Source organism: Pseudomonas sp. MF7453 (assembly GCF_016405455.1).
GTDB classification, from domain to species: domain Bacteria; phylum Pseudomonadota; class Gammaproteobacteria; order Pseudomonadales; family Pseudomonadaceae; genus Aquipseudomonas; species Aquipseudomonas paralactis.
This window is the reverse complement of the sequence record NZ_JAEKCN010000001.1, coordinates 170315-192798: the sequence shown is the minus strand read 5'-3', so window position 1 is coordinate 192798 and position 22484 is coordinate 170315. Positions and strand designations below refer to the sequence as shown.

Annotated in this window: 14 protein-coding genes; 3 read left to right on the top strand and 11 right to left on the bottom strand. The window is 60.7% G+C overall.

The annotated features are described in order from the left end of the window. Nucleotides 1–33: 33 nt before the first annotated feature. From JFT63_RS00815 to JFT63_RS00785, 7 genes are all read right to left on the bottom strand, one after another. A complete protein-coding gene (locus JFT63_RS00815) occupies nucleotides 34–813 on the bottom strand; it encodes a TenA family transcriptional regulator (protein ID WP_189663526.1) in 780 nt (259 codons plus the stop codon). A 78-nt stretch (nucleotides 814–891) separates the two neighbouring features. Next, entirely contained in the window at nucleotides 892–3354 is a 2463-nt protein-coding gene (locus JFT63_RS00810; protein ID WP_186558518.1) for an EAL domain-containing protein, read from the bottom strand. A gap of 71 nt (nucleotides 3355–3425) precedes the next feature. Beyond that, a complete protein-coding gene (locus JFT63_RS00805; protein WP_198843195.1) occupies nucleotides 3426–5228 on the bottom strand; it encodes an ABC transporter ATP-binding protein in 1803 nt (600 codons plus the stop codon). Continuing rightward, nucleotides 5221–5823 (bottom strand): DsbA family protein, encoded by a 603-nt coding sequence (locus JFT63_RS00800; protein ID WP_186558540.1) that lies wholly within the window; start codon nucleotides 5821–5823, stop codon nucleotides 5221–5223. Before JFT63_RS00800 ends, JFT63_RS00805 begins: the two co-directional genes overlap by 8 nt. 36 nt (nucleotides 5824–5859) lie before the next feature. After that, nucleotides 5860–6801: an oxygen-dependent tRNA uridine(34) hydroxylase TrhO gene (gene trhO, locus JFT63_RS00795; RefSeq protein WP_057700822.1), complete on the bottom strand. Its 942-nt coding sequence runs from the start codon at nucleotides 6799–6801 to the stop codon at nucleotides 5860–5862. A 101-nt stretch (nucleotides 6802–6902) separates the two neighbouring features. Continuing rightward, complete coding sequence (locus JFT63_RS00790) at nucleotides 6903–7196, bottom strand: BolA family protein (protein ID WP_057700823.1); 294 nt, start codon at nucleotides 7194–7196, stop codon at nucleotides 6903–6905. A 6-nt stretch (nucleotides 7197–7202) separates the two neighbouring features. Further along, nucleotides 7203–7721, bottom strand: a complete 519-nt coding sequence (locus tag JFT63_RS00785; protein WP_003175221.1) for a DUF2059 domain-containing protein — start codon at nucleotides 7719–7721, stop codon at nucleotides 7203–7205. A gap of 196 nt (nucleotides 7722–7917) precedes the next feature. On the opposite strand from JFT63_RS00785, the gene JFT63_RS00780 reads away from it, so the two are divergent. Next, a complete protein-coding gene (locus JFT63_RS00780; RefSeq protein WP_198843194.1) occupies nucleotides 7918–9300 on the top strand; it encodes a class II fumarate hydratase in 1383 nt (460 codons plus the stop codon). Here JFT63_RS00780 and JFT63_RS00775 read toward each other — a convergent pair. The 3 genes from JFT63_RS00775 to pap form a co-directional block, all read right to left on the bottom strand. Further along, nucleotides 9297–10253 (bottom strand): DMT family transporter, encoded by a 957-nt coding sequence (locus tag JFT63_RS00775; protein WP_186558515.1) that lies wholly within the window; start codon nucleotides 10251–10253, stop codon nucleotides 9297–9299. The two genes, JFT63_RS00780 and JFT63_RS00775, sit on opposite strands and share 4 nt — an antisense overlap. Nucleotides 10254–10441: 188 nt before the next feature. After that, entirely contained in the window at nucleotides 10442–11626 is a 1185-nt protein-coding gene (locus JFT63_RS00770) for a thiolase family protein (protein ID WP_198843193.1), read from the bottom strand. Between the two features lie 217 nt (nucleotides 11627–11843). After that, on the bottom strand, nucleotides 11844–13358 hold the full coding sequence (gene pap / locus JFT63_RS00765; protein ID WP_057700828.1) for a polyphosphate:AMP phosphotransferase: 1515 nt from the start codon (nucleotides 13356–13358) through the stop codon (nucleotides 11844–11846). Between the two features lie 156 nt (nucleotides 13359–13514). Here pap and mnmC point away from each other — a divergent pair, with 156 nt between their 5' ends. Next, nucleotides 13515–15506: a bifunctional tRNA (5-methylaminomethyl-2-thiouridine)(34)-methyltransferase MnmD/FAD-dependent 5-carboxymethylaminomethyl-2-thiouridine(34) oxidoreductase MnmC gene (gene mnmC / locus JFT63_RS00760; RefSeq protein WP_198843192.1), complete on the top strand. Its 1992-nt coding sequence runs from the start codon at nucleotides 13515–13517 to the stop codon at nucleotides 15504–15506. A gap of 22 nt (nucleotides 15507–15528) precedes the next feature. Here the strand turns inward: mnmC and JFT63_RS00755 are convergent, their stop codons facing one another. Continuing rightward, a complete protein-coding gene (locus JFT63_RS00755; protein ID WP_198843191.1) occupies nucleotides 15529–20340 on the bottom strand; it encodes an NEL-type E3 ubiquitin ligase domain-containing protein in 4812 nt (1603 codons plus the stop codon). A gap of 368 nt (nucleotides 20341–20708) precedes the next feature. Here JFT63_RS00755 and JFT63_RS00750 point away from each other — a divergent pair, with 368 nt between their 5' ends. Then, nucleotides 20709–22481: an N-acetylglutaminylglutamine amidotransferase gene (locus JFT63_RS00750; RefSeq protein ID WP_198843190.1), complete on the top strand. Its 1773-nt coding sequence runs from the start codon at nucleotides 20709–20711 to the stop codon at nucleotides 22479–22481. Nucleotides 22482–22484 lie beyond the last annotated feature (3 nt).

Below are 22484 nucleotides of genomic sequence, written 5' to 3'. Positions count from 1 at the left end.
CCCTCGCCACAAGTTACCGTCAGAACAGTTACATCACGCCTCGCTGGCAATGCGCACCGGGCGCTCGCGAACGGCTGGCGCCTTCTCTTTGTCTCTCTCTATGTTCTCCAGGCGCATGCAGCTTTCCAGGAACAGGTACATATAGTCGTAGCTTTTGCACACCGCCTGGCGCAACTCTTCCTGCAGGGCCTTGCTCGGGTTGTTGCCGGCCAGGGTGCAGATGATTTCCAGGGCTTCCCACGGGTGAGCGTCGTCGTACTGGGCGTGCATCTTCAGCCACTTCATCGCCCGCTTGCGATCTTCCTCGGGGAAGGCATCGGCATACACGCCGGTAGAACAGACCACCGCGGACCACTCCCCCGTTGCCCCCTCGATCGCATAGTTGGTGGCGGCAATCGCGACAATCAACGAATCCGCCGAGCTGGTGTGCCAGCACCAATGGCTCAGTGCATGCAATTCCGGCGGCACGTCCTGGGCTTGCAGCTCTTCAAGGCTGACACCATGGGCACGCGCCCAATTCACCCAATAATCGGCATGGTTGAGTTCCACGCGAATATTGCGCATCAGCCAACGCCGCGCCATATCCTCGCCCGGGTGACGAGCAAACTTGGTCTTGGTCAGGTTTTGCGCCATGTACAACGCAAACTGCTCCACCACCGGCCAACCACCAATCAGGTAGTGGCGCATGGTCTTGGCGCTGAGGGCGTTGTCGCGCATACGCTGATACAGTTCGTGCTCGACAACCCGACGCTTGCTCTCGCTACAGGCCTGGATCAATTGCTGCGCCCAGGCTGGGTAACTCGAGGCTTCCATAAGCGGCCCGGTTCTGTTGAATGTGTCGATCACTGTAGGGCTCCTTTTTAAGTGTGATTTTACAGACCAGCAAACGTTTCAGCGGAATGTGCCGGGCGCCTTGAATACCAGGGGCTGAGGCCGCACAGGTCGACACTGCAGGCTATCAAAGGTAAACAATTGCGGGCGTTCAATCAGGTAGCCCTGAGCGTAATCCACACCGATCTCAAGCAACGCTTGTTCGATCTGGGGTGTTTCAACAAATTCGGCAATTGTGCGCTTACCCATGACGTGGCCGATGTGGTTGATCACTTCGACCATGGCGCGGTTAATCGGGTCGTCCAGCATATCCTTTACGAAACTTCCATCGATCTTCAGGAAGTCTACAGGTAAATGTTTCAAATATGCGAATGAGGACATTCCGGCGCAAAAGTCGTCGAGTGAAAATTGGCAACCTAACGCTTTGAGTTCATTAATAAATCGAATGGCGCTACCCAAATTGGCTATAGCGCTGGTTTCAGTTATTTCAAAACAAATCATTTCCGGTGGAATGCTGTAAGTACCGAATTTCTCACGTAAAAAACCCAAGAAATCGTCATCGCCGATCGTTATTCCTGACAGATTAATCGCACATATGGCCATAGGACGGCCCGGACGCTCAGTCATGCATCGAGCAATGATCTTGAATACGTTTTCAACCACCCAACGATCCAGCGACGTCATCAAACCGTATCGTTCGGCTGCCGGAATAAAACTGTCGGGCAAAATGATGCGCCCGGCTTCGTCATGCAGGCGTAGAAGAATTTCGATGTGCCCATTGCCGGCTTCGGTGTGGCCCAACGGCGAGATTTCCTGGGCGTAGAGGCAAAAGCGGTCCTCTTCAAGGGCAATGTGCAGGCGCTGCACCCAGGCCATTTCGCCAAAGCGCAGCGACAACTCGGAATCATCGGCGTGATAGACCTGTATGCGGTTGCGCCCTTTTTCCTTGGCCATGTAGCAGGCCATGTCGGCAGCCCGCAGGGAGGTTTCCAGGGTGGTTGGGGTTTGCGAGATATGCACCAGACCGATGCTGACTGTTGTCATGAACGGTCGGCCTTTCCACACAAAGTGCAGGCTTTGCACGGTATGGCGCAAGCTCTCGGCGATCTTTTCCGCCACCGGCGCCGGGCAGTTCTCCAGCAGAATGCCGAACTCGTCGCCGCCCAGGCGTGCCAACGTATCGCCCTCGCGCAAGTCAGATTGCAACAGCGCGCAGATGTGGCGCAGGAGTTCGTCGCCTGCCGCATGGCCGCAGGTGTCGTTGACCAGCTTGAACTGGTCAAGATCAAGGAACATCAACGCATGTCGCCCATTTTGCTGGCGTGCCACCTGTTGCAGCACCTGCTCAAGACGGAACTCGAACTCGCGGCGGTTGGCCAGGCCAGTCAAGGCATCATGGGTCGCCTGCCAAGAAAGATTGGCGATGTACTGGCGCTCCTGGGTCATGTCGTGCAGCACCAGTACCGCCCCGCTGATCTTGCCGGCACTGCGGATCGGCGCGCCCACCAGCGTGACGGAGACAGTGCTGCCGTCCAGGCGCTGGATCAGCTTGGAATGCTCGCTGCCGCCACTGAGTTGGCCCTTGATGATGTGTTCAATCAAGGTGAAGCCGTCAGGCTCGGCGTTTTCATCCAGCAGCTTGAACAATGCCGCCAACGGCAAGCCCTGGGCCTGTTCCGACTTCCAGTGGGTCAGCGCTTCGGCCGCGGGGTTCATATAGGCAATGGCGCCGTCGACGCCGGTGGTGATCACCCCGTCGCCAATCGACTCCAACGTGATCTGCGCCCGCTCCTTCTCCGCTTGCAGCGCGTCAGCGAAGGCGTGGCGCTGGGCCAGCAACTTGTGGGTACGCAACAGCGCCAGGACGATCAGCCCCAGGGCGGTGGCCAGGTTGGTGATCAACAACAGGCGCAGGATCATCCGCGAACCTTCGCCCAGCGCATCGCTGAACGCCTTGGCGGCCGGCGTTACGCCCTCATTGATGGCGATAATGCGCGCTTTCCAGGCAAGCACATCCTGATCGGTGACCTGATCGGTGCTGATGGCGCTGTGCATCTGCTGGGCCAGTTCGTCCAGTTGCTCAAGGTAGTCATCGCCCACCGTCCATAGCTCAATGGCCTTTTCCAGGTAGCTGAAATGACGGAAGTTGAGGTACAGCCAAATCAGGCTGGGGACGTCGTCCGGGTGGTTGCCCCCCTTGAGGATACCCAGGCGGGCGGCAGGCAGGTTTGGCGCAGCTCTGTCCAGGGCGATGCGCAGCTCATGGCCGCCTTGAGGCACGGCAATGGCGTTCTGGTATTTGAGATAGGTGGCGTCGTCGCGGCTATCGGCATAAAGCGTCAGGTAATAGATGGCATCCTTCTGGCCCTTGGACCATAAGCTTTCGCCTGCCACATAACCACGCACTGCAGAAAGCACGTAGAGACTGCCACAGCCCAACAATGCCTGGAACAAGACAACGGCAATAAAGGGCCAGACGATACCCAACAGCCGTGGCGTTCCGAGAGTCCGCTTTTGCTTCATGAAGTCCCTTACACATGCACAGCTTGATACGCACGCGAAAATCCGCTCCCGATAGCACAGCCTAAGCTAAATCAACGCACTTGTTGCAGGTGTCCGTAAAGTTTGGCGTAGAGCCCGCCATCGGCGATCAATTGCTGATGATCACCATCTTCGGCGATATGCCCGCCATCGAACACCAGTACTCGGTCAGCCTGTTTCACCGCAGACAGTCGGTGGGCGATGATCAGTGTAGTACGCCCGCTGAGAAACCGCGCCAATGCCTGGTGCAGGTTGTACTCGGTCGCTGCGTCCAGCGCCGAGGTGGCTTCGTCCAGAATCACCACTTTTGGCTCGGCGAGTACCATGCGGGCGATGGCCAGGCGTTGCCGTTGGCCGCCGGAGAAGCGCACACCAGAGCGCCCCACCACACTGTCCAGACCCATAGGCAGTGCTCTGACGGTAGCATCCAGTTGGGCGATTTCCAGCGCCTGCCAGCAAGCTTGATCGGAGCGGGTACGACCCATAGTCAAGTTGGCGCGCACAGTGTCGTTAAACAGCGCCGGGTGTTGCAGCACCACGGCGACGTTTTCACGAATGGTTTCCAGGCCGATCTCCTGCTGGGTGGCCCCCCCAAAACGAATGCTGCCGGCCTGTGGTGTGTAGAGCCCCAGCAGCAACTGCACGAGGGTACTTTTACCGCCGCCGCTGGCACCCACAATCGCCACCTTCTCCCCCGGCGCGATTGCCAGGTTCAATTGGTCGAGCACCAGGTCCTCGCCGTAGCCAAAGTTCAGGCCACGCACCTCGATACCGACAGTGTCATGCCCGACAAATGGGTCTGCACCACCGGCATATTGCGGCTCATCAGCACGTGCCAACAGCTCATTGATCCGCGTGAGCGCGCCGCCCGCTGCGTAGTAGGCGTATTGCAGGTTCAGCAGTTGTTCAACCGGGCCGATCATGAACCACAGGTAGCTGAATACGGCGAGCATCTGGCCGATGGACAGGTCAGAGAACAGCACCGTCAGCATGGCTGCAGCGCGGAAAATATCGATACCAAACTGGAACAGCAAACCACTGGCGCGGCTGGAAGCGTCGGTTTTCCATTGGGAATGAATCGCGTAGTCACGCACTTCCTGGGCACGCTGGCCCAGGCGACCAAGGAAGAAACCCTGGCGATTGCCGGCGCGCACTTCCTGAATGGCATCGAGGGTTTCGGTCAACGCCTGGGTAAAGCGCGACGTGCTGTCGTTTTCCAGCTTTTTCAGGTGTTTGACGCGCTTGCCCAATTGCACCGTGGCGTAGATCACCAACGGGTTGAACAACAGGATCAACAGCGCCAGCTGCCAATGCATCCATACCAGGATCGCTGAGGTGCCGACCAGGGTAAGCATGGCCACCAGGAAACGGCTGAGGGTTTCGCCGACGAATTTGTCCAGGGTGTCCAGGTCGGTCACCAGATGAGTCGTGACCGTGCCGCTGCCCAGGCTTTCGTACTCCCCCAGGGAGATGCGCTTGAGGCGTTCGATCAGGCGCACGCGAATGCGATAGACGATGTCCTTGGCCAGGCGCGCAAACAGGCGCGCCTGCACCACGTTGAACACCAGCGCACCACAGCGCAGGGCCAGGGTCACCAGGAGCATCAGGCCGATGTAACCGGCGGCTTTCTGCCAACCCAGGGGCAACGCGTGGTTCATCACCTTGAGCGCGGCATCGCCGTGGCCCAGCAGCACTTCGTCCACCAGCAATGGCAACAGCAAGGGGATAGGCACACTGCACAACGTCGCCAGCACGGCCACACCATTGGCGATCCACAAGGATTTCTTGTGACGCAGCGCCAGGCGGCGAATCTCTGCCCAGGTCAGGCGGTCAGTGCGTTGAGGTTGCTCATACACAGGCAGCTCGCTCCAGCCATCGACCCAATAACGGCGACAGCTCGGACAGCGGCTGATAACCATTGGTCAGCAAGGCCAACTGGCCATTGCGTTCTGCGAGCAACGTCGGGAAACCGGCGATCCCCAGATCCTGCACCCAGGTGAAATCCGCTGCCGTGGCGGCATGCTGCTCGGCACGATCGAACTCGCCTGCAAACTCGATACGCGGAATACCGGCCTGCTCGGCCAGCTCCACCAACACGTGGGCGAGGGTCACGTCCCGTCCCTCGACATAGAACGCGCGCTGGATCAGCCCCAGCAGCGTCCAGGCGCAATCCGGCGCCAGGCTGCGTGCGGTGACGATGGCGCGGCAAGCAGGCTCGGTGTCATAGACGAAGCCGTCGGGCAATGCGCCGTCACGCTTGAACGTCTGGCCGGTGGCCTCGGTGACCGCCTGCCAGTGTTCAAGGATGTAACGCCGGGTGGTCGGCTCCAAGGCTGCACCGCTGCCGGTGCGCAAGCCGCCCACCACCAGGTGCACGTCCACACCGGCCGCCTGGGCCTGCTCTACCAGCGCCTGCGCGACCGGGGCAAAGCCCCAGCACCAGGAACACATTGGGTCCATTACATAGAGCAGGCGCGCAGACATGGCTCAGGCCTCGGAAGGAGTTTGCTTATAGTTGAAGCCAATCGGGTGCGGCATGTTACGGGCCTTGGCCAGCTCGATCTGCTTCTGGCGATCGATCGCGCTGCGACGGGTCTTCTCCGGCAGCTTATCCCAGCAATGGGGGCAACTGATGCCGGCCACATAATGCTCGGAGGCGCGATCTTCTACGCTTACCGGTGTGCGGCAGGCATGACATTGATCGTAGTCGCCTTCGCTCAAGTCGTGGCGCACGGTCACGCGATTGTCGAACACAAAGCAGTCGCCCTGCCATTTGGTTTCTTCCTGGGGCACCTCTTCAAGGTACTTCAGGATGCCGCCCTTGAGGTGATACACCTCATCAAAGCCTTCGCTGAGCATGTAGCTCGACGCCTTCTCGCAGCGTATGCCGCCGGTGCAGAACATGGCGACCTTCTTGTGCTTGGCCGGGTCGAAGTTGGCTTTGATATAGTCGGGAAATTCGCGAAAACTGGTGGTTTTCGGGTCGATTGCGCCCTCAAATGTACCAATAGACACCTCATAATCGTTACGGGTGTCGATCAGCAGTACTTCAGGGTCGCTGATCAGGGCATTCCAGTCTTGCGGGTCGACGTAGGTGCCGACCTTTTTGTTTGGATCAACGCCTTCGACGCCCAGGGTTACGATCTCTTTTTTGAGTTTGACCTTGGTGCGATAGAACGGCTGGTCGTCGCAGTAGGATTCCTTGTGGTCGATGTCGACCATACGCGGATCTTTTTTCAGCCAGGCCATCAGGCCATCGATACCTTCGCGGCTGCCGGAAACGGTGCCGTTGATGCCTTCTTCGGCGATCAGCAAGGTGCCTTTGATGCCGTTGTCGACCATCGCCTGCAACAGGGGCTCACGCAGGGCGACGTAATCTTCGAGGGTGACGAACTTGTACAGTGCCGCCACGACAATCGGGTGGGTCATGGGTGTTCTCTCCAGGTGGCTACCCTCGTAAGGGGTGAACCGGATGCAAAAAAAACGCGCCGGCTAAGCGGCGCGTTGCGGATTCTATCAGGGTTACCCCGTCAATGTCCGCCGGCGCAGGTCGGCGAGGCCGGGGCTGCGTCGATTGTCGCCCATTCTTCGGGCGTATAGGTATGCAGCGCCAGCGCATGGAACTCGCTCATCAGGTCACCCAGGGTGGCGTAGACCTTCTGGTGGCGCTTGACGCGGTTGAGCCCCTCGAACTGCGGGCTGACCAGCACGGCCTTGAAGTGGGTCTGCAACCCACGGCTGTGCATGTGGCTTTCATCCAGCACACTCAAGTGTTGCGGGCCCAGGGCGGCGAGCGCCGTTTCGATACGCTGTTGCATGATCATTGCTGCTTACTTCTTCTTGGCCGGGGCGGCGGCTTTTGGTGCCAGCTCGTTGGTCATGTCTTCCAACAGCTTGTTCACCACCGGTACGGCGCTTTCCAGTTTGGCCTGGGTCATCTGGGCCGATTGCTGGGTCAGCTGCGGCATTTTTTCCAGGACTTTCTTGCCCAGTGGCGACTGGTAGAACGCTACCAGGTCCTTGAGCTCGGACTCGCTGAAGTTGGTGGTGTAGAGCTTGACCATGTCGGGCTTGAGCTTCGGCCAGCCGATGGCCTGGTCCAGAGCGGCGTTGGCCTTGGCCTGGTAGCTGTCCAGTACGGACTGCTTGGCGGCAGGCGCCTTGGTCTGTTCGAAACGCTGGGCGAACATCTGCTGCACTTGCATGTACACCGGGGTCCCCAGCTTGTCGGCATGGGCCAGGGTAAGGAAGGCTTCGGCACTGGCGTTGTGGCTGGCGGTATCGGCAAAAACCTGGCCGCTGGCGCAAACCAGAGCAACCGCGGTACAGATGGCACGAAGACGAGTCATCGAGTTTCCTTTTCTAGCAGGCGAGGTAAGACCCCAAGGGCGCCCATTCTGCGCCTAAAAAACCTCACGGCTCAACCCCACCCTGTCGCAGGCCCGGGTTTTGCGCGGCGCGAGAGTACAAATACAGGTTTAGGGAACCCCAAGCGGCCGCCAGGGCCTAAACTGACCAATCACGACTGGATAAGGAGGGTGCCCGATGAGCCGTATCGAAACCGACAGCCTGGGAGAAGTACAGGTCCCTGATGACGCCTATTGGGGCGCGCAAACCCAGCGCTCGCTGGTCAATTTTGCGATTGGGGAGCAGCGTATGCCGCTGGCGGTATTGCACGCCCTGGCCCTGATCAAAAAGGCCGCCGCCCGGGTCAACGACCGCAACGGCGACCTGCCCGCCGATATCGCCCGGCTGATCGAGCAGGCTGCCGACGAAATCCTCGACGGCCAGCATGACGACCAGTTCCCGCTGGTAGTCTGGCAGACCGGCAGTGGCACCCAGAGCAACATGAACGCCAACGAAGTGATCGCCGGCCGCGCCAACGAACTGGCCGGCAACAACCGGGGCGGCAAAAGCCCCGTGCATCCCAACGACCATGTGAACCGCTCCCAAAGCTCCAACGACTGCTTCCCAACCGCCATGAGCATCGCTGCGGTGCAAGCGGTGAACCAGCAACTGCTGCCGGCTATCGCGGCACTGTCCGGTGGCCTGGCGGAACTGGCCGCGCGGCACATGAAACTGGTCAAGACCGGCCGCACCCACATGATGGACGCCACGCCGATCACCTTCGGCCAGGAAGTCTCGGCGTTTATCGCTCAGCTCGACTATGCCGAGCGTGCGATCCGCAGCGCCTTGCCCGCCGTGTGCGAGCTGGCCCAGGGCGGCACCGCAGTGGGCACCGGGCTCAATGCGCCCCATGGCTTCGGCGAGGCGATTGCCTCCGAACTGGCGGCGTTGTCGGGCTTGCCCTTTGTGACCGCGCCGAACAAATTCGCCGCCCTCTCCGGCCATGAACCGCTGGTAACCCTGCACGGAGCGCTGAAAACCCTGGCTGTGGCGCTGATGAAAATCGCCAACGACCTGCGCCTGCTGGGTTCCGGCCCGCGCACCGGGCTGGCCGAAGTGAAGTTGCCGGCCAACGAGCCGGGCAGTTCGATCATGCCCGGCAAGGTCAACCCCACCCAGTGCGAAGCGCTGTCGATGCTGGCCTGCCAGGTACTGGGCAACGACGTGACCATCGGCATGGCCGCCAGCCAGGGGCACTTGCAGTTGAACGTGTACAAACCGGTGATCATCCACAACCTGCTGGAATCGATCCGCCTGTTGGCCGATGGCTGCAACAACTTCCAGGAGCATTGCATCGCCGGTCTTGAGCCAGACGCCAAGCAGATGGCCGAGCACCTGGAGCGCGGGCTGATGCTGGTCACCGCGCTCAACCCGCATATCGGCTACGACAAGTCAGCCGAAATCGCCAAGAAGGCTTACGCCGAAGGGCTGACACTGCGCGAGGCCGCGCTGGAGCTGGGCTACCTGACCGATGCCGAGTTTGATCAGTGGGTGCGCCCACAAAACATGCTCGGCGCTTAAACCGACATCCGCAGCCGCCGGGCCCTGAGCCCGGCGAGCAGCGACGGCGCCAGTGCGACGGTTGCCGAACCCAGCACCACCACAAACGCGCCGAAGTAGCCCAAGGCATTGATCTCTTCGGCCTGCACATACTCGGGCCACAGCCACGCCGCCAAGGCAACCGCCACAAAGGTCACCAACGGCGTCAACGCCAGGGTCGCACTGACCCGCGAGGCTTCCCAATGCGCCAGGGCTTCGGCAAATGCGCCGTAGGCCACCAGTGTATTCATGCAGCACGCCAGCAGCAGCCAGCCTTGCAGCGGGCTCAACTGCAACGCCTCCAGCGGGTGCGCCCAGGGCGTGAGCAACACCGCGCACGACAGGTAGATCACCATCATCACCTGCAACGAATTCCACACCGTCAGCAACTGCTTCTGCCCCAGCGCATAGAACACCCAGATGGTGGTGGCGAGCAGGATCGTCAGCACACCGGCGGTGTAGGTGCCCAGGGACGTCAGCAACTCCACCAGGCGTTGGTTGAAGAACAAGCCAAAGCCTGCGATCAGCACCACCAGCCCCACCCCCTGCCCCAGGCTGAAGCGTTCCTTGAACACAAACACACTGGCGACCATCAGAAAGATCGGGCCCATCTGCACCACCAACTGCGCGGTGCCCGGGCTGAGCATTTTCAGCCCAACCAGATACAGCACGTAGTTGCCGACCAGGCCGCACACCGCCATGCCCACCAGCCATCCGCCTTTGGGGCCAAGCACTTTGCGGCTGGGCAGACGCTTGGTGGCTGCCAGGTAAACGAACAGGCACGTGCCCGCTACCATCAGGCGAAACCAGGTCACGGTGATCGGGTCCATCACCTGCAACACTTGCTTGAGCTTGATCGGCAGAATGCCCCACAGAAACGCGGTCAGCAGGGTCAGGAAAAAACCGTAGACCCAGCGGCCGGAAGAGATGTGCATGAGTGCCCCAGATGCCAGAGGAAGTGGAGCAGGCATTCTAGGGGCAAGTCACTGAGTTCGGATACGTCACAGTCTTGAATGTGGGAGCTGGCTTGCCTGCGATGGCGGTTTATCTGTGCCCAATCTGTCGCTGACCCACCGCTATCGCAGGCAAGCCAGCTCCCACATTGGCCGTATTCCAACCTGACTCAGCGTACGGCTTCGAAGAGTCCAGTAGCACCCATCCCGCCACCCACGCACATGGTGACAATCCCGTAGCGCAGGTTGCGCCGTTGCAGCTCGCGCACCAGATGCCCCACCTGTCGCGAGCCGGTCATGCCGAACGGGTGGCCGATGGAGATCGAGCCGCCGTTGACGTTGTATTTGGCGTTGTCGATCTCCAGCCGATTGCGCGCATACAGACACTGGGAAGCAAAGGCTTCATTGAGTTCCCACAGGTCAATATCCGCTATCTGCAACCCTTTGGCCTTGAGCAGCCTGGGCACCGAAAACACCGGGCCGATGCCCATCTCGTCCGGCTCGCACCCGGCCACGGTAAAACCACGGAAAAACGCCTTGGGCTTGAGCCCTAACGCGAGGGCTTTTTCCAGGCTCATCACCAGGGTCATCGAAGCGCCGTCGGAGAGCTGCGAGGAATTGCCCGCCGTCACCGAACCGTCCTCGGCAAACACAGGCTTGAGACCGGCAAGACTGGCCAGTGTGGTGTCGGGGCGATTGCAGTCGTCTCTGTCTACCACGCCATCGAGGATCTGCACCTCACCTGTGTTTTTGTCTTCGACCTTGTACTTGACCGCCATTGGCACGATCTCGTCATTGAACAAGCCATCGGCCTGGGCCTGGGCCGTGCGCTGCTGGCTTTGCAGGGCGTAAAGGTCCTGGTCTTCACGGCTGACGTGATAGCGACGGGCAACGATTTCGGCGGTCTGGCCCATGGGAAAGTAGAGGCCGGGCACCTGCTCTTTAAGCAGCGGGTTGATCAGGTTATCGGTATTGACGCTTTTCATGGTCAGGCTGATGGACTCGACACCGCCGGCGACAATGATGTCGCTGCAACCCGAAGCAATCTGGTTGGCGGCAATGGCAATCGCCTGCAAGCCCGACGAACAGAAACGGTTGAGGGTCATGCCCGCCGTACCGGTGCCCAGTTGCGAGAGCACCGCCACGTTGCGCCCGATGTTATAGCCCTGGGCGCCTTCGTTGGAGCCGGCACCGACGATGCAGTCTTCCACCGTCGCCGGGTCGATACCGTTGCGGGCCAGCAGCGCGTTGACACAATGGGCTGCCATGTCATCGGGACGGGTCTGGTTGAACTTGCCGCGAAAGGACTTGGCCAGGCCGGTTCGCACGCTGTCGACGATCACTACTTCACGCATGGGCTACCTCGATCTTGTGGTTGTGGATCGAGGATAGAGCCGGGCCTGGCCGACCGCGATGATCATTCATCCCATGGATGCAAAAGCATGGGGCCTTGGTAGGAGCGAGCTTGCTCGCGAAAAAACCCCAGGCGCCGCGTTTATTCAGGAAACACGCGTTATCGTTGAGATTTTTCGCGAGCAAGCTCGCTCCTACAGACCCTCCCACCCTAGATGGCTATTTCTTTTTCTTTTTGTCGTGCTTATCGCTTTTATCAAACGCCTCTTCCAGCGCCCGGTTGATGGTGCGCAGCACCTTGACCCGCGCCCAGCGCTTGTCGTTGGCCTCCACCAGGGTCCAAGGCGCCACCTCGGTGCTGGTGCGGTCAACCATGTCGCCCACCGCCGCGCGGTAGTCGTCCCATTTGTCGCGGTTGCGCCAGTCGTCTTCGGTGATTTTGAAGCGCTTGAACGGGATCTCCTCGCGGGCCTGGAAGCGTTCCAGCTGGGTGTCCTTGTCGATGGCCAGCCAGAACTTGACCACGATCACACCGGCATCGCGCAATTGCTCTTCGAAGTCATTGATCTCGCCATAGGCGCGCATCCAATCGGCCGGGGTGCAGAAGCCTTCGATGCGTTCGACCAGCACGCGGCCGTACCACGAGCGGTCGAACACAGTGAACATGCCGCGCGCCGGGATCTTCTGCCAGAAGCGCCACAAGTAGGGCTGGGCACGTTCGTCTTCGCTGGGCGCGGCAATCGGCACGATGTGGTACTGACGCGGGTCCAGCGCCGCCGCCACGCGCCGAATCGCCCCGCCCTTGCCGGCCGCGTCGTTGCCTTCGAATACGCTCACCAGTGCGTGCTTGCGCATACGCTTATCGCGCATCAGCCCAGAGAAGCGCGCCTGCTCGGTGATCAGTTGTTCTTCGTAATCGTCCTTGTCCAGACGCAGGGTCATGTCCAGGCTGTCGAGCAGACTCTTGCGGTCTACCGAGGCGAGCAACGGCGCCGGGTTCATGCCGCTGGCCTTGACCTTGGCCTGTTTCAACGCGCTTTGCAGGCCCTCCAGCAGGATCTTGCCCACGGTCAGCCCACGGTAATGCGGATCGACGCCTTCGATCACATGCCACGGCGCGTAATCTCGGCTGGTACGGCGCAACACACGCTCACCGAAATGCACGAACTTGTCGTAGGTCTTGGACTGTTGCCAATCCAGCGGGCTGATGCGCCAGCTGTGCAGCGGGTCATCGGCCAGGGCCTTGAGGCGCGCCTTCATCTGTTTTTTCGACAGGTGGAACCAGAACTTGAAGATCAGCGCGCCTTCATCGCAGAGCATCTTTTCCAGGCGCTCGGCACCGGCAATCGCCTGGTCGAGCCGCGCGTCCTTGATCTGCCCATGCACCCGCCCCTGCAGCATCTGGCTGTACCAGTTGCCGAAAAAGATCCCCATGCGCCCCTTGGCCGGCAGTTGCCGCCAATAGCGCCAGGCGGGCGGGCGGGCCAGTTCTTCGTCGGTCTGCTGGTCGAAGGTGCGCACTTCGATCAGGCGCGGGTCCATCCACTCATTGAGCAGCTTGACGGTTTCGCCCTTGCCCGCGCCTTCGATGCCGTTGATCAGAATGATCACCGGGAAGCGCTTCTGCTGTTGCAGCTCGTACTGCACCTCCAACAAGGCTTCACGCAGGGCCGGCACTTCGGCGTCATAGGTGTCTTTATCGATGGCGTGACCGATTTCGGCGGATTCGAACATGGGCAGCTCCGTTTCAAGATGGCTCAAGACTAGCGGATTGGGCCGCAACAGGTGGAAGGAAATTCCACCGCGGCTTGCCGTGGGTCAATCCCCTGCCGTTTGATCGGCTAGAATGGCCGCCTTGTGTTTGCCTGCCGTTATTTTTATGAGCCGCCCATGACCCCCATCACCCACGCCCAGCTCGACTGGGATGACCAAGGTCGCCCGCATTCGCGAGTGTTCGACGACGTGTACTTCTCCGACCAGTCGGGCCTTGAAGAAACCCGTTATGTATTTCTCGAACAGAACCGCTTGCAGGAGCGCTTTGCCGCCTTGCCGATGGGCGGGCGGCTGGTGATCGGCGAAACCGGCTTCGGCACCGGTTTGAATTTTTTGTGCGCCTGGCAGTTGTTCGATCAACACGCGGTAGCCGGTGCGCGTCTGCATTTTGTCAGTGTGGAAAAATACCCGCTCAGCCATGCCGACCTGCAACGCGCCCTCGCCCTCTGGCCCGAACTGCAACCCTACGCCGAACAATTGCTGGCCCAGTACATCGCCATCCATCAAGGCTTCCAGCGCCTGGTATTGGACAATGGCCGTGTAACCCTGACCCTGTTGATCGGCGACGCTCTGGAGCAATTGCCGCAACTGGATGCACAAATAGATGCATGGTTTCTCGACGGTTTTGCCCCGGCAAAAAACCCGGACATGTGGACCGCCGAACTGTTCGCCGAGCTGGCGCGCCTGGCGGCACCGGGCTCGACCATCAGCACCTTTACCAGTACCGGCTGGGTCCGCCGGCTGATCAACGCCGCCGGGTTCAAGATGAAACGCACGCCGGGTATCGGCCACAAATGGGAGATCCTGCGCGGCGAGTTTCTCGGCTGGCCCGAACTAACGCCCAGGCCCGCCGTCACCGCCCCCTGGTTCGCACGCCCTGCGCCTCACACTGGCGAGCGCCGAGCGCTGGTGATCGGCGGCGGAATGGCCGGCTGCTGCACCGCCGCCAGCCTCGCGGCACGCGGTTGGCAGGTGTGCCTGCTGGAACGTCACGCGGCCCTGGCGCAGGAAGCGTCAGGCAACCCGCAAGGTGTGCTGTACCTGAAACTGTCGGCCCACGGCACCGCGCTGTCGCAGTTGATCGTCAGCGGCTTTGGCTACACCCGCCGGTTGCTTGAGCATTTGCAGCGTGGCGTCGATTGGGACGCGTGCGGCGTGTTGCAATTGGCCTTCAATGCCAAGGAAGCCGAACGCCAGGCCCAACTGGCCGAGGCCTTTGCGCCAGACCTGCTGCACAGGGTGGATGCAACCCAGGCACAAGCCCACGCCGGCATCCCGCTGGAGCAAGGCGGATTGTTCTTCCCCGACGGCGGCTGGGTGCATCCGCCGGCGCTGTGCGAGTGGCAGGCCCGGCATCCGAATATCGAGGTGAAGCTGCATCAGGAGGCCCTGACCTTGCAGCGCGTCGATGGCCAGTGGCAGGCCCGGGACGGCGACACGCCGATTGCCGATGCGCCCGTGGTGGTACTTGCCGGCGCCGCCGAGATAAAGCGCTTCCCCTTCAGCGCCGAGCTGCCGCTCAAACGCATTCGCGGGCAAATTACGCGCCTGCCGCACACCGCTCAAAGCCAGGAACTGAGCACCGTGGTATGCGCCCAGGGCTATGTCGCCCCGGCACGGTTAGGCGAACATACCCTGGGCGCCAGTTTCGACTTCAAGAGCGATGATCTGACCCCTACCCTCGCCGAGCACGCCGACAACCTGGAGCTGCTGCGGGAAATTTCCCCGACCTTGCTGCAGGCTTTGCACCCCGACAACCAGGCAATGGACACCCTGGAAGGCCGCGCCGCCTTCCGCTGCACCAGCCCGGACTATCTGCCCATCGTCGGCCCGCTGGCCGATGCCGACGCATTTGCACAGGCCTTCGGCATACTGGCGCGGGATGCGCGCCAAGTGCCGGATACGCCCTGCCCCTGGCTGGAGGGGGTGTATATCAATAGCGGCCACGGCTCACGCGGTTTGATCACCGCACCGTTATCCGCACAACTGCTGGCGGCATGGCTGGACAACGAACCGCTCCCCTTGCCCATCAGCGTGGCCCAGGCCTGTCACCCCAACCGGTTTGCCTTGCGTGAGTTGATTCGAGGCAAATCGCACAAGACACCATGAGCCAATAACGCACCAGCGGCACTTAACGAATCGCGCAAACATTGAGTGCCTCGGCGCGAATAGCCTCTTGGGTGAGCCGCTGGATCTCGGCACTTTCGGATGCCGCTTTATCACGACTGATGTGGTCCACACTCGCCGTTCGGGCCGCCTCATCGAGGTCCGGGTCGGCGAGTACCGCCTGTAAACGCGTATGAAACGGCGTGCCAATGGCTTCAAAGCTGTCAGCATGTGTGCGCTTGAGATACTTTTGCCAGTAGGGCAACTCGTGCATGAATGTCGGGAAAGCCTCGGTCGCCTCTGCCTCCCTGACCTCGCGTTCAGCAGCATCAAGTGCTTGGGGCGTCACCCCGGCTAAAATGCCGAAACGCATGTGCTGTGGCTGCCCTGGAAGATAAAAACGATTCGCCAGGCCGGTGCGAAAAGCCAGGCTCACTTCCAGGCCCTCGGTTGCCGGGTTTTTGAGGTGATAATCACGGGCAATCTGTTCCAGACGATCCAGCCGAAACAAGCCACGCCCCAGCTTCAGCAGTGGCCCGACGGACAGATTCCCACCCTCGATCTGCCGGCGCATCTCACTGACTTCAAGCAGGATCTCCAGATCGCCGAAGCTCACCGCGGCATCGTCGTCACAATTGAGTTGGGTGCCCGCCCATTCAAACACCTCATCGGCCAGATCGGCGCGCGCTCTGACCGCATCAAGCACTCGCCACACCCTGCGCGTCATGTCCTGCTTCACCCGTTCCAGATCCGCCGAGCCGCCCAGCTCGGCCAGATGCTTGAACAGGCCATCGCTGCCCCTGGCATCCTTGAGCATTTGCCAGGTAGTGAGCTTGGCCTGGTAGTCCGCCGCCAGTGGCTCCGGCAACCAGAGTTGCCGCGCGGCCTGTTCGCTGATGATCGGAATATCATCTTCATAGACCCCCATGCCAAACCCTCTCAGGCGACGATATTCCAGAACTCGCATCCGCGTCGGCAGGGTCAACGGATTACGGCTCAAATTGATGGGGCGGGTGCGCGCCGGACCGGCGTTGAATAACCAGTTCGGCAGCTCGGTAATGTCGTTGTCCCGCAGGTCGACATGTTCAAGCAAAGCCAAAGGCGCCAGACCTTCGGGAAACGTTTTGAGTCGACAGTTACCGAGGAACAGCTCGCGCAAACCGATCATGCCATGCAGTTTGGGCGGATCAATCAGTGGGTTGCCCGCCAGGTTCAGGCTTTTGAGACTGCGCATGCCTGCCAACTTGGCGCGCGTGTAGTCGGTCAGCGTCAGTTGATTATTATCCAGGTACAACGACTCCAGTTGCGGCATGGTCGAGACAACCTCCGGCAGACGCGTCAAGCGGTTCCCCGACACGTCCAGGGATTTCAGCCCGGTAAAATGCTTCAGGAAATACGCCAGCTCGTCACTCACCTCCATGTTGCGCATCGATAGCTGGCGCACATGCTCAAAACCGACTGTGGGCGGCAACACAGGCAACGGGCCACCGAGCATGCCATCGAGTGATAGCCGATGCACCTCACCAGGGCCAGTCATACGCCGCCAGCACGCTTCAAGCCGCTGTGCGATGTTATTGCGGCTAAGCCGTGCTTGCGCCAACGGCCCGGGGATCTTTGCCAATGCCGCTTTATCGCTGCGCCAGGCCGTCAGTACGGCACACAGCGTTTGCAGGTTGCGCTGCAACGCCTTGACCGCCCGGGCGCGTGCCAGATGATCGGCTCCCAACGCCTGGACAAACGTCGACGCCTGGGCCTCGTCAAACAAGGGGAAGAGCTTTCTGACCTTGCGCAGCAGCGTCGCCGGCTGTTGCGGCACCTCGGGTGGTGCCGCCTGTACGCATGCCTCGCGCCAGGCAGGCAGCGGTTCGGCCGACGGTTCGCGCAGATAGCGCGCCACATCGGCACGCTCATCACCAACCTGCCAACGCAACTTCAGTTGCAGCTGCATAGCCCCAGGCTCCCCTGTGTCGTAGATGCCCAGGCGGGTGCGCTGTGCCGCCGACAACGTATTGAGCAGTGCCTGGTAAAAACCGGAGGACCCAGGGACAGGATCGTGCAAGGCAACGTCCCGCTCATCGAACGCCTGATAGCCCCGTGCGGTCTTGACCACTTTGCGCAGAACACTCGCCGACGCGTTTTCCTGCTTGCCAAGCAAGGCGCCTTCCAGGGTCTGCTCATGCAGCTGCACGCGCAGTTGCGCGGGCCAGCCCCGCAACTTGCCGAGCAGGGCAATCGCCAGGCGCTCGGTCGATTCGTTGGCCAACTGCGGCAAATAAAATCCCGCCACCGCACGGTCTTCCTGTAGCTCGTGCAACGCCAGCCTGGCACGCTGAGCCAGGCGCAGGGGCACGCGGCGAGTGTTATGCAGGTACAGGCGCTCCTGCGAGGTGGCCTGCAACAGCAGTTCCTGCGCCATTCCGGTCGGCAGGTGCGGGAAGTGATTCTTGAGCAGGGCGGCATTGCCCTGGGGGAGCGGGTCGGAGTCCAGGTAAAGCTGCTCGAACAGTTCGCCATAATGTTCTTTAACCACTGACAACAGACGGGCCGACAATGCCTTCTGCGCCTCCTCAGGCTCGACGTTCGGCCCCAGCAACGCCTCACGCTCTTCGTTATCGAGCGCGTCGAGCAAGGTTTGCATCAACTGTCCGTTATTGATCTGCTGTTCACTGACGTGAATGCTTAAATCTTCGTAATCGAATGGAGCGGTGTCCGGGAACCGCTGGAGTAAATCACCGTGTTCATCCAACAGCTCGAAAAAGCGCCCCTGGGGCCAGCCGTCCAGCAAAGGCAAGGCAAACATTTGCAGGCGAGCGGTAGACGGATGCGTCTGGCTCTGGAATTGCAATTGCCAGATCAGGTCATGAAACACTTGTTCCTGCCGCCAGCGCACCACACTGTCGCGCAGGCGTTGCGGCAATGCCTGGTTGCGCTCCACCAGTTGCCGTAACCAGGGTAATTGGCTGTTGGTCGTGGTGATAATTTCATCCAACTGGCTCTGCGACAGGGACTTGAGGTCCGGCGACAGCCGCTTGAGCACATAGGCCGGCGTGTGCCACTGATCGACTTGTTCGGACTGATGGCGCCAACCACCGACGCCATTGTGCTCCAACGGCGGGCGGTAAGCTGTGTCACGCACGGGATGCACTGCTCGCCAGCGCCCAAGGGCGGAATCAAAGTTAACCCGGTAAAGCGCGCCGTCCATCGCAGCATAAGAGCGCCCCCGATACTGGTAAATCCCTCGGTAACTGGGCGTGGCCAGTACCTCATCGCCGATGGTTTGCTGATACGGACGAAGGGAACGACGCCAAAGCCGCGCGCCACCGCCAGACAATCGCACCGCGTCAAACTGGTCGAAAAATGCAGCGGCCTCCTTTTGCGTACGCGTAAACATCGACCCCACAACCTTGCCCCCCGCCGCCAACACCATCATTGAACCGATGCCTTCCGCCACGTTGAACAAATGCTCCAGCGCCTGCGTCTTGCGGTGATGCTCCCAATCTTCAACGCCTTCATAGACTTCACCCAGCAACTGCCCTACCCCCACGCCCAGCATCAGTTGGCCGAGGCCGGGCACGAAAAAACCGGCGACATTGGCCAGGGTCAACCCCAGGTCCACATAGCGTTCGAGCAATGCAGTGCGTGCCTCCTCGTCCACGTCCGCCACGGGCACCGCCAGTACCCTGGCGTCCAGTTGCGCCTTGCCGACGTAAACGTCGAAGAAAAACCGCGCAATGCTGACGTTAACCGCAACCGCCTCCAGGCTTTCTACGGCATTGCGGGTATCGAACCGTTGGAAAAAATCCGGGCGCTCGGACTCGTCCAGATAGCCTTTGAAAAACTCGCGATAGGCAGGCACCTGCAATTGCCCTGACAGGTAACTATTGAATGCGGCGAGGGTGTCGTATTCGAACCAGGGCCGCTCCGGCTCGTTGGGCATATACACCACACAATGCCCCGAGGGCAGGCTCTGCGACGCACCGCCGGAAAACACCAACACACTCCACGCGCACGCCTGATCAACATTTAATCCGTGCCAGGTCAACGGCCCCCCATCCATCTGCAGAACCTTGCTCGGCGGGGTATCGCCATTGCTCTTGAGCTGCTTGAGCAACGTTGCAGCCGTGTCCTTGCTCACGTGCCCCTTGCCCGACGCTATGTGCAGGTCCAGGAGCATATCGCTCATCTTGAGATTGGCAATGTCCCGGGCCACCGGGTCATGCGTATGCGTAGTCGGCGGGGCATTCGGGGGCGGCAGATCGAACACCTCTCGCAGGTGCAGTTGGTAGGCGCCGCCCAAATCCAGTTCACGACAACAGCGCACAAATTCAAGGGCACTTAGGGTGTCGACTTTCTGGCCGGTAGCTTTGCTGCGGATCAGCGCACCGGTTGCCAGTCCACTGGACTGGGCCCGCGCAGCACTGAAGTTCTGCATGGCAGCCTGCAACAGGGTGTGCTTTTCAACGGTGACCGTCACTGTCAACGGCCCCATCAAGTCGGGGTTGAGGTTCGTCATCTCGCGATGCGGCATTTCCAACACGTCGTGCTGCACATCCAACGTATGCCCCTTGGATAACAGATAGGCTTCAAGGCGCTCGATGCAAAACTCATCGAGGGGCTCCAGCGCCTGTAACCGGGTATGGACAGTGTCTCGCAGCGGCCCGCTGATTTCGTGCGCTTGCCAAATGTCGGCCCGTGTTTCGGGAGCGGTCTGCACCAACCAGCCAGGCAGGTTGTCGAGAAGCGTCTGGGCTATATCCAGATCCTGAGTCATTTCCAGCAATTTGCGCGGCAGCTGCGCGCTGAGTCGGGGGCCAACCACTTCATTTACCTGCGGCATGCGACCTCCCTGGGCCAAAGCCCGCCACACCGTTTCTGTCCTTGATCTGCATTCATTGATGACCGTCCTTGATGGCTCTGATGGTTAACGCTCGAAGATAAGCCCACCGCCGCCGCCGAAGGGTTTGAATACTCGCTGGATTGAGCGGCTTAACGCCCTGCAATTCCCATCAATTCTTGCCGTATTTACCGCCCTTTCTCGGCACGCCAAGCCAGCCGGCGAATGGGCAACGAGCCATTAGGCCTGGAAGGCTTATAACTTATCGTTCTAAAACTCCCTGGTTTTACCTGGGTCAGTTTCTGGGTACGCGCCCTTTTGGGCGTATTGAGTATTGACCCCTCCCCAACGGAAAAACCGGTAAGGAACTTATGTGTGGACTAGCTGGCGAGTTACGCTTTGATCATCAACCTGCCGACCTGGCAGCCGTAGAACGCATCACGCACCACCTCGCCCCCCGCGGCCCAGACGCCTGGGGCTTTCACGCCCAAGGGCCGATTGCCCTGGGCCATCGCCGCCTGAAAATCATGGACCTGTCGGACGGCTCCGCCCAACCGATGGTCGACGCCCAACTGGGGTTGTCCCTGGCGTTCAATGGCGCGATTTACAATTTCCCGGAACTGCGAAAAGAGCTGGAAGCCCTGGGCTACGCCTTCTATTCCGGCGGCGATACCGAAGTGCTGCTCAAGGGCTATCACGCCTGGGGTGAAGCGCTGCTGCCCAAGCTCAACGGCATGTTTGCGTTCGCCATCTGGGAGCGTGATGCCCAGCGTCTGTTCATCGCCCGTGACCGTCTCGGTGTGAAGCCCTTGTACCTGTCACGCACCGACCAACGCCTGCGTTTCGCCTCGGCGTTGCCGGCCTTGCTCAAGGGGGGCGATATCAACCCGATCCTCGATCCGGTTGCGCTCAACCACTACCTGAATTTCCACGCCGTGGTGCCTGCGCCGCGCACGCTGTTGGCGGGTATTGAAAAGCTGCCGCCCGCCAGTTGGATGCGCATCGACGCCAGCGGCAAGACCGAGCAGAAAACCTGGTGGACCCTGCCCTACGGCCCCCGCGAGGATGAACAGAATCTAAGCCTGGAAGACTGGACCGACCGCGTACTCGACAGCACCCGCGAAGCCGTGGCCATTCGCCAACGTGCGGCGGTGGATGTCGGCGTGCTGCTCTCCGGCGGGGTCGATTCGAGCATGCTCGTCGGCCTGCTGCGCGAAGTGGGCGTAGAGGATTTGTCGACCTTTTCCATCGGCTTCGAGGATGCCGGTGGCGAGCGCGGTGACGAATTCCAGTATTCGGATCTGATCGCCAAACACTACGGCACTCGCCACCACCAATTGCGCATCGCTGAAAGCGAGATCATCGAGCAACTGCCGGCCGCCTTCCGCGCCATGAGCGAGCCGATGGTCAGCCACGACTGCATCGCTTTCTACTTGCTGTCACGAGAAGTGGCCAAGCATTGCAAAGTGGTGCAGAGCGGCCAGGGCGCCGATGAATTGTTCGCCGGCTACCACTGGTACCCGCAGGTGGACGGCGCCAGCGACCCGTATGCCGCGTATCGCGACGCTTTTTTCGACCGCAGCTACGACGACTATGCCGCCACCGTTGCGCCGAAATGGCTGACCGCCAACGACGCCGCCGGCGACTTCGTACGCGAACACTTTGCCATGCCGGGAGCAGACGCCGCCGTGGACAAGGCCCTGCGTTTGGACAGCACCGTGATGCTGGTGGATGACCCGGTCAAACGCGTCGACAACATGACCATGGCCTGGGGCCTGGAAGCCCGTACGCCGTTCCTCGACTACCGCCTGGTGGAGCTGTCGGCGCGCGTGCCGGGCAAGTTCAAATTGCCCGATGGCGGCAAGCAGGTGCTCAAAGAGGCTGCGCGCCGAGTGATCCCCAGCGAAGTCATCGACCGTAAAAAAGGCTACTTCCCGGTGCCCGGCCTCAAGCACTTGCAGGGCGACACCCTGAACTGGGTGCGCGAACTGCTGCTGGATCCGAGCCAGGACCGCGGCCTGTTCAACCCCGCCATGCTCGACCGCCTGCTGACGGACCCACAGGGTCAACTGACCCCATTGCGCGGCTCCAAGCTGTGGCAACTGGCGGCGCTGAACCTGTGGCTCAGCGAACAAGGAATCTGATCC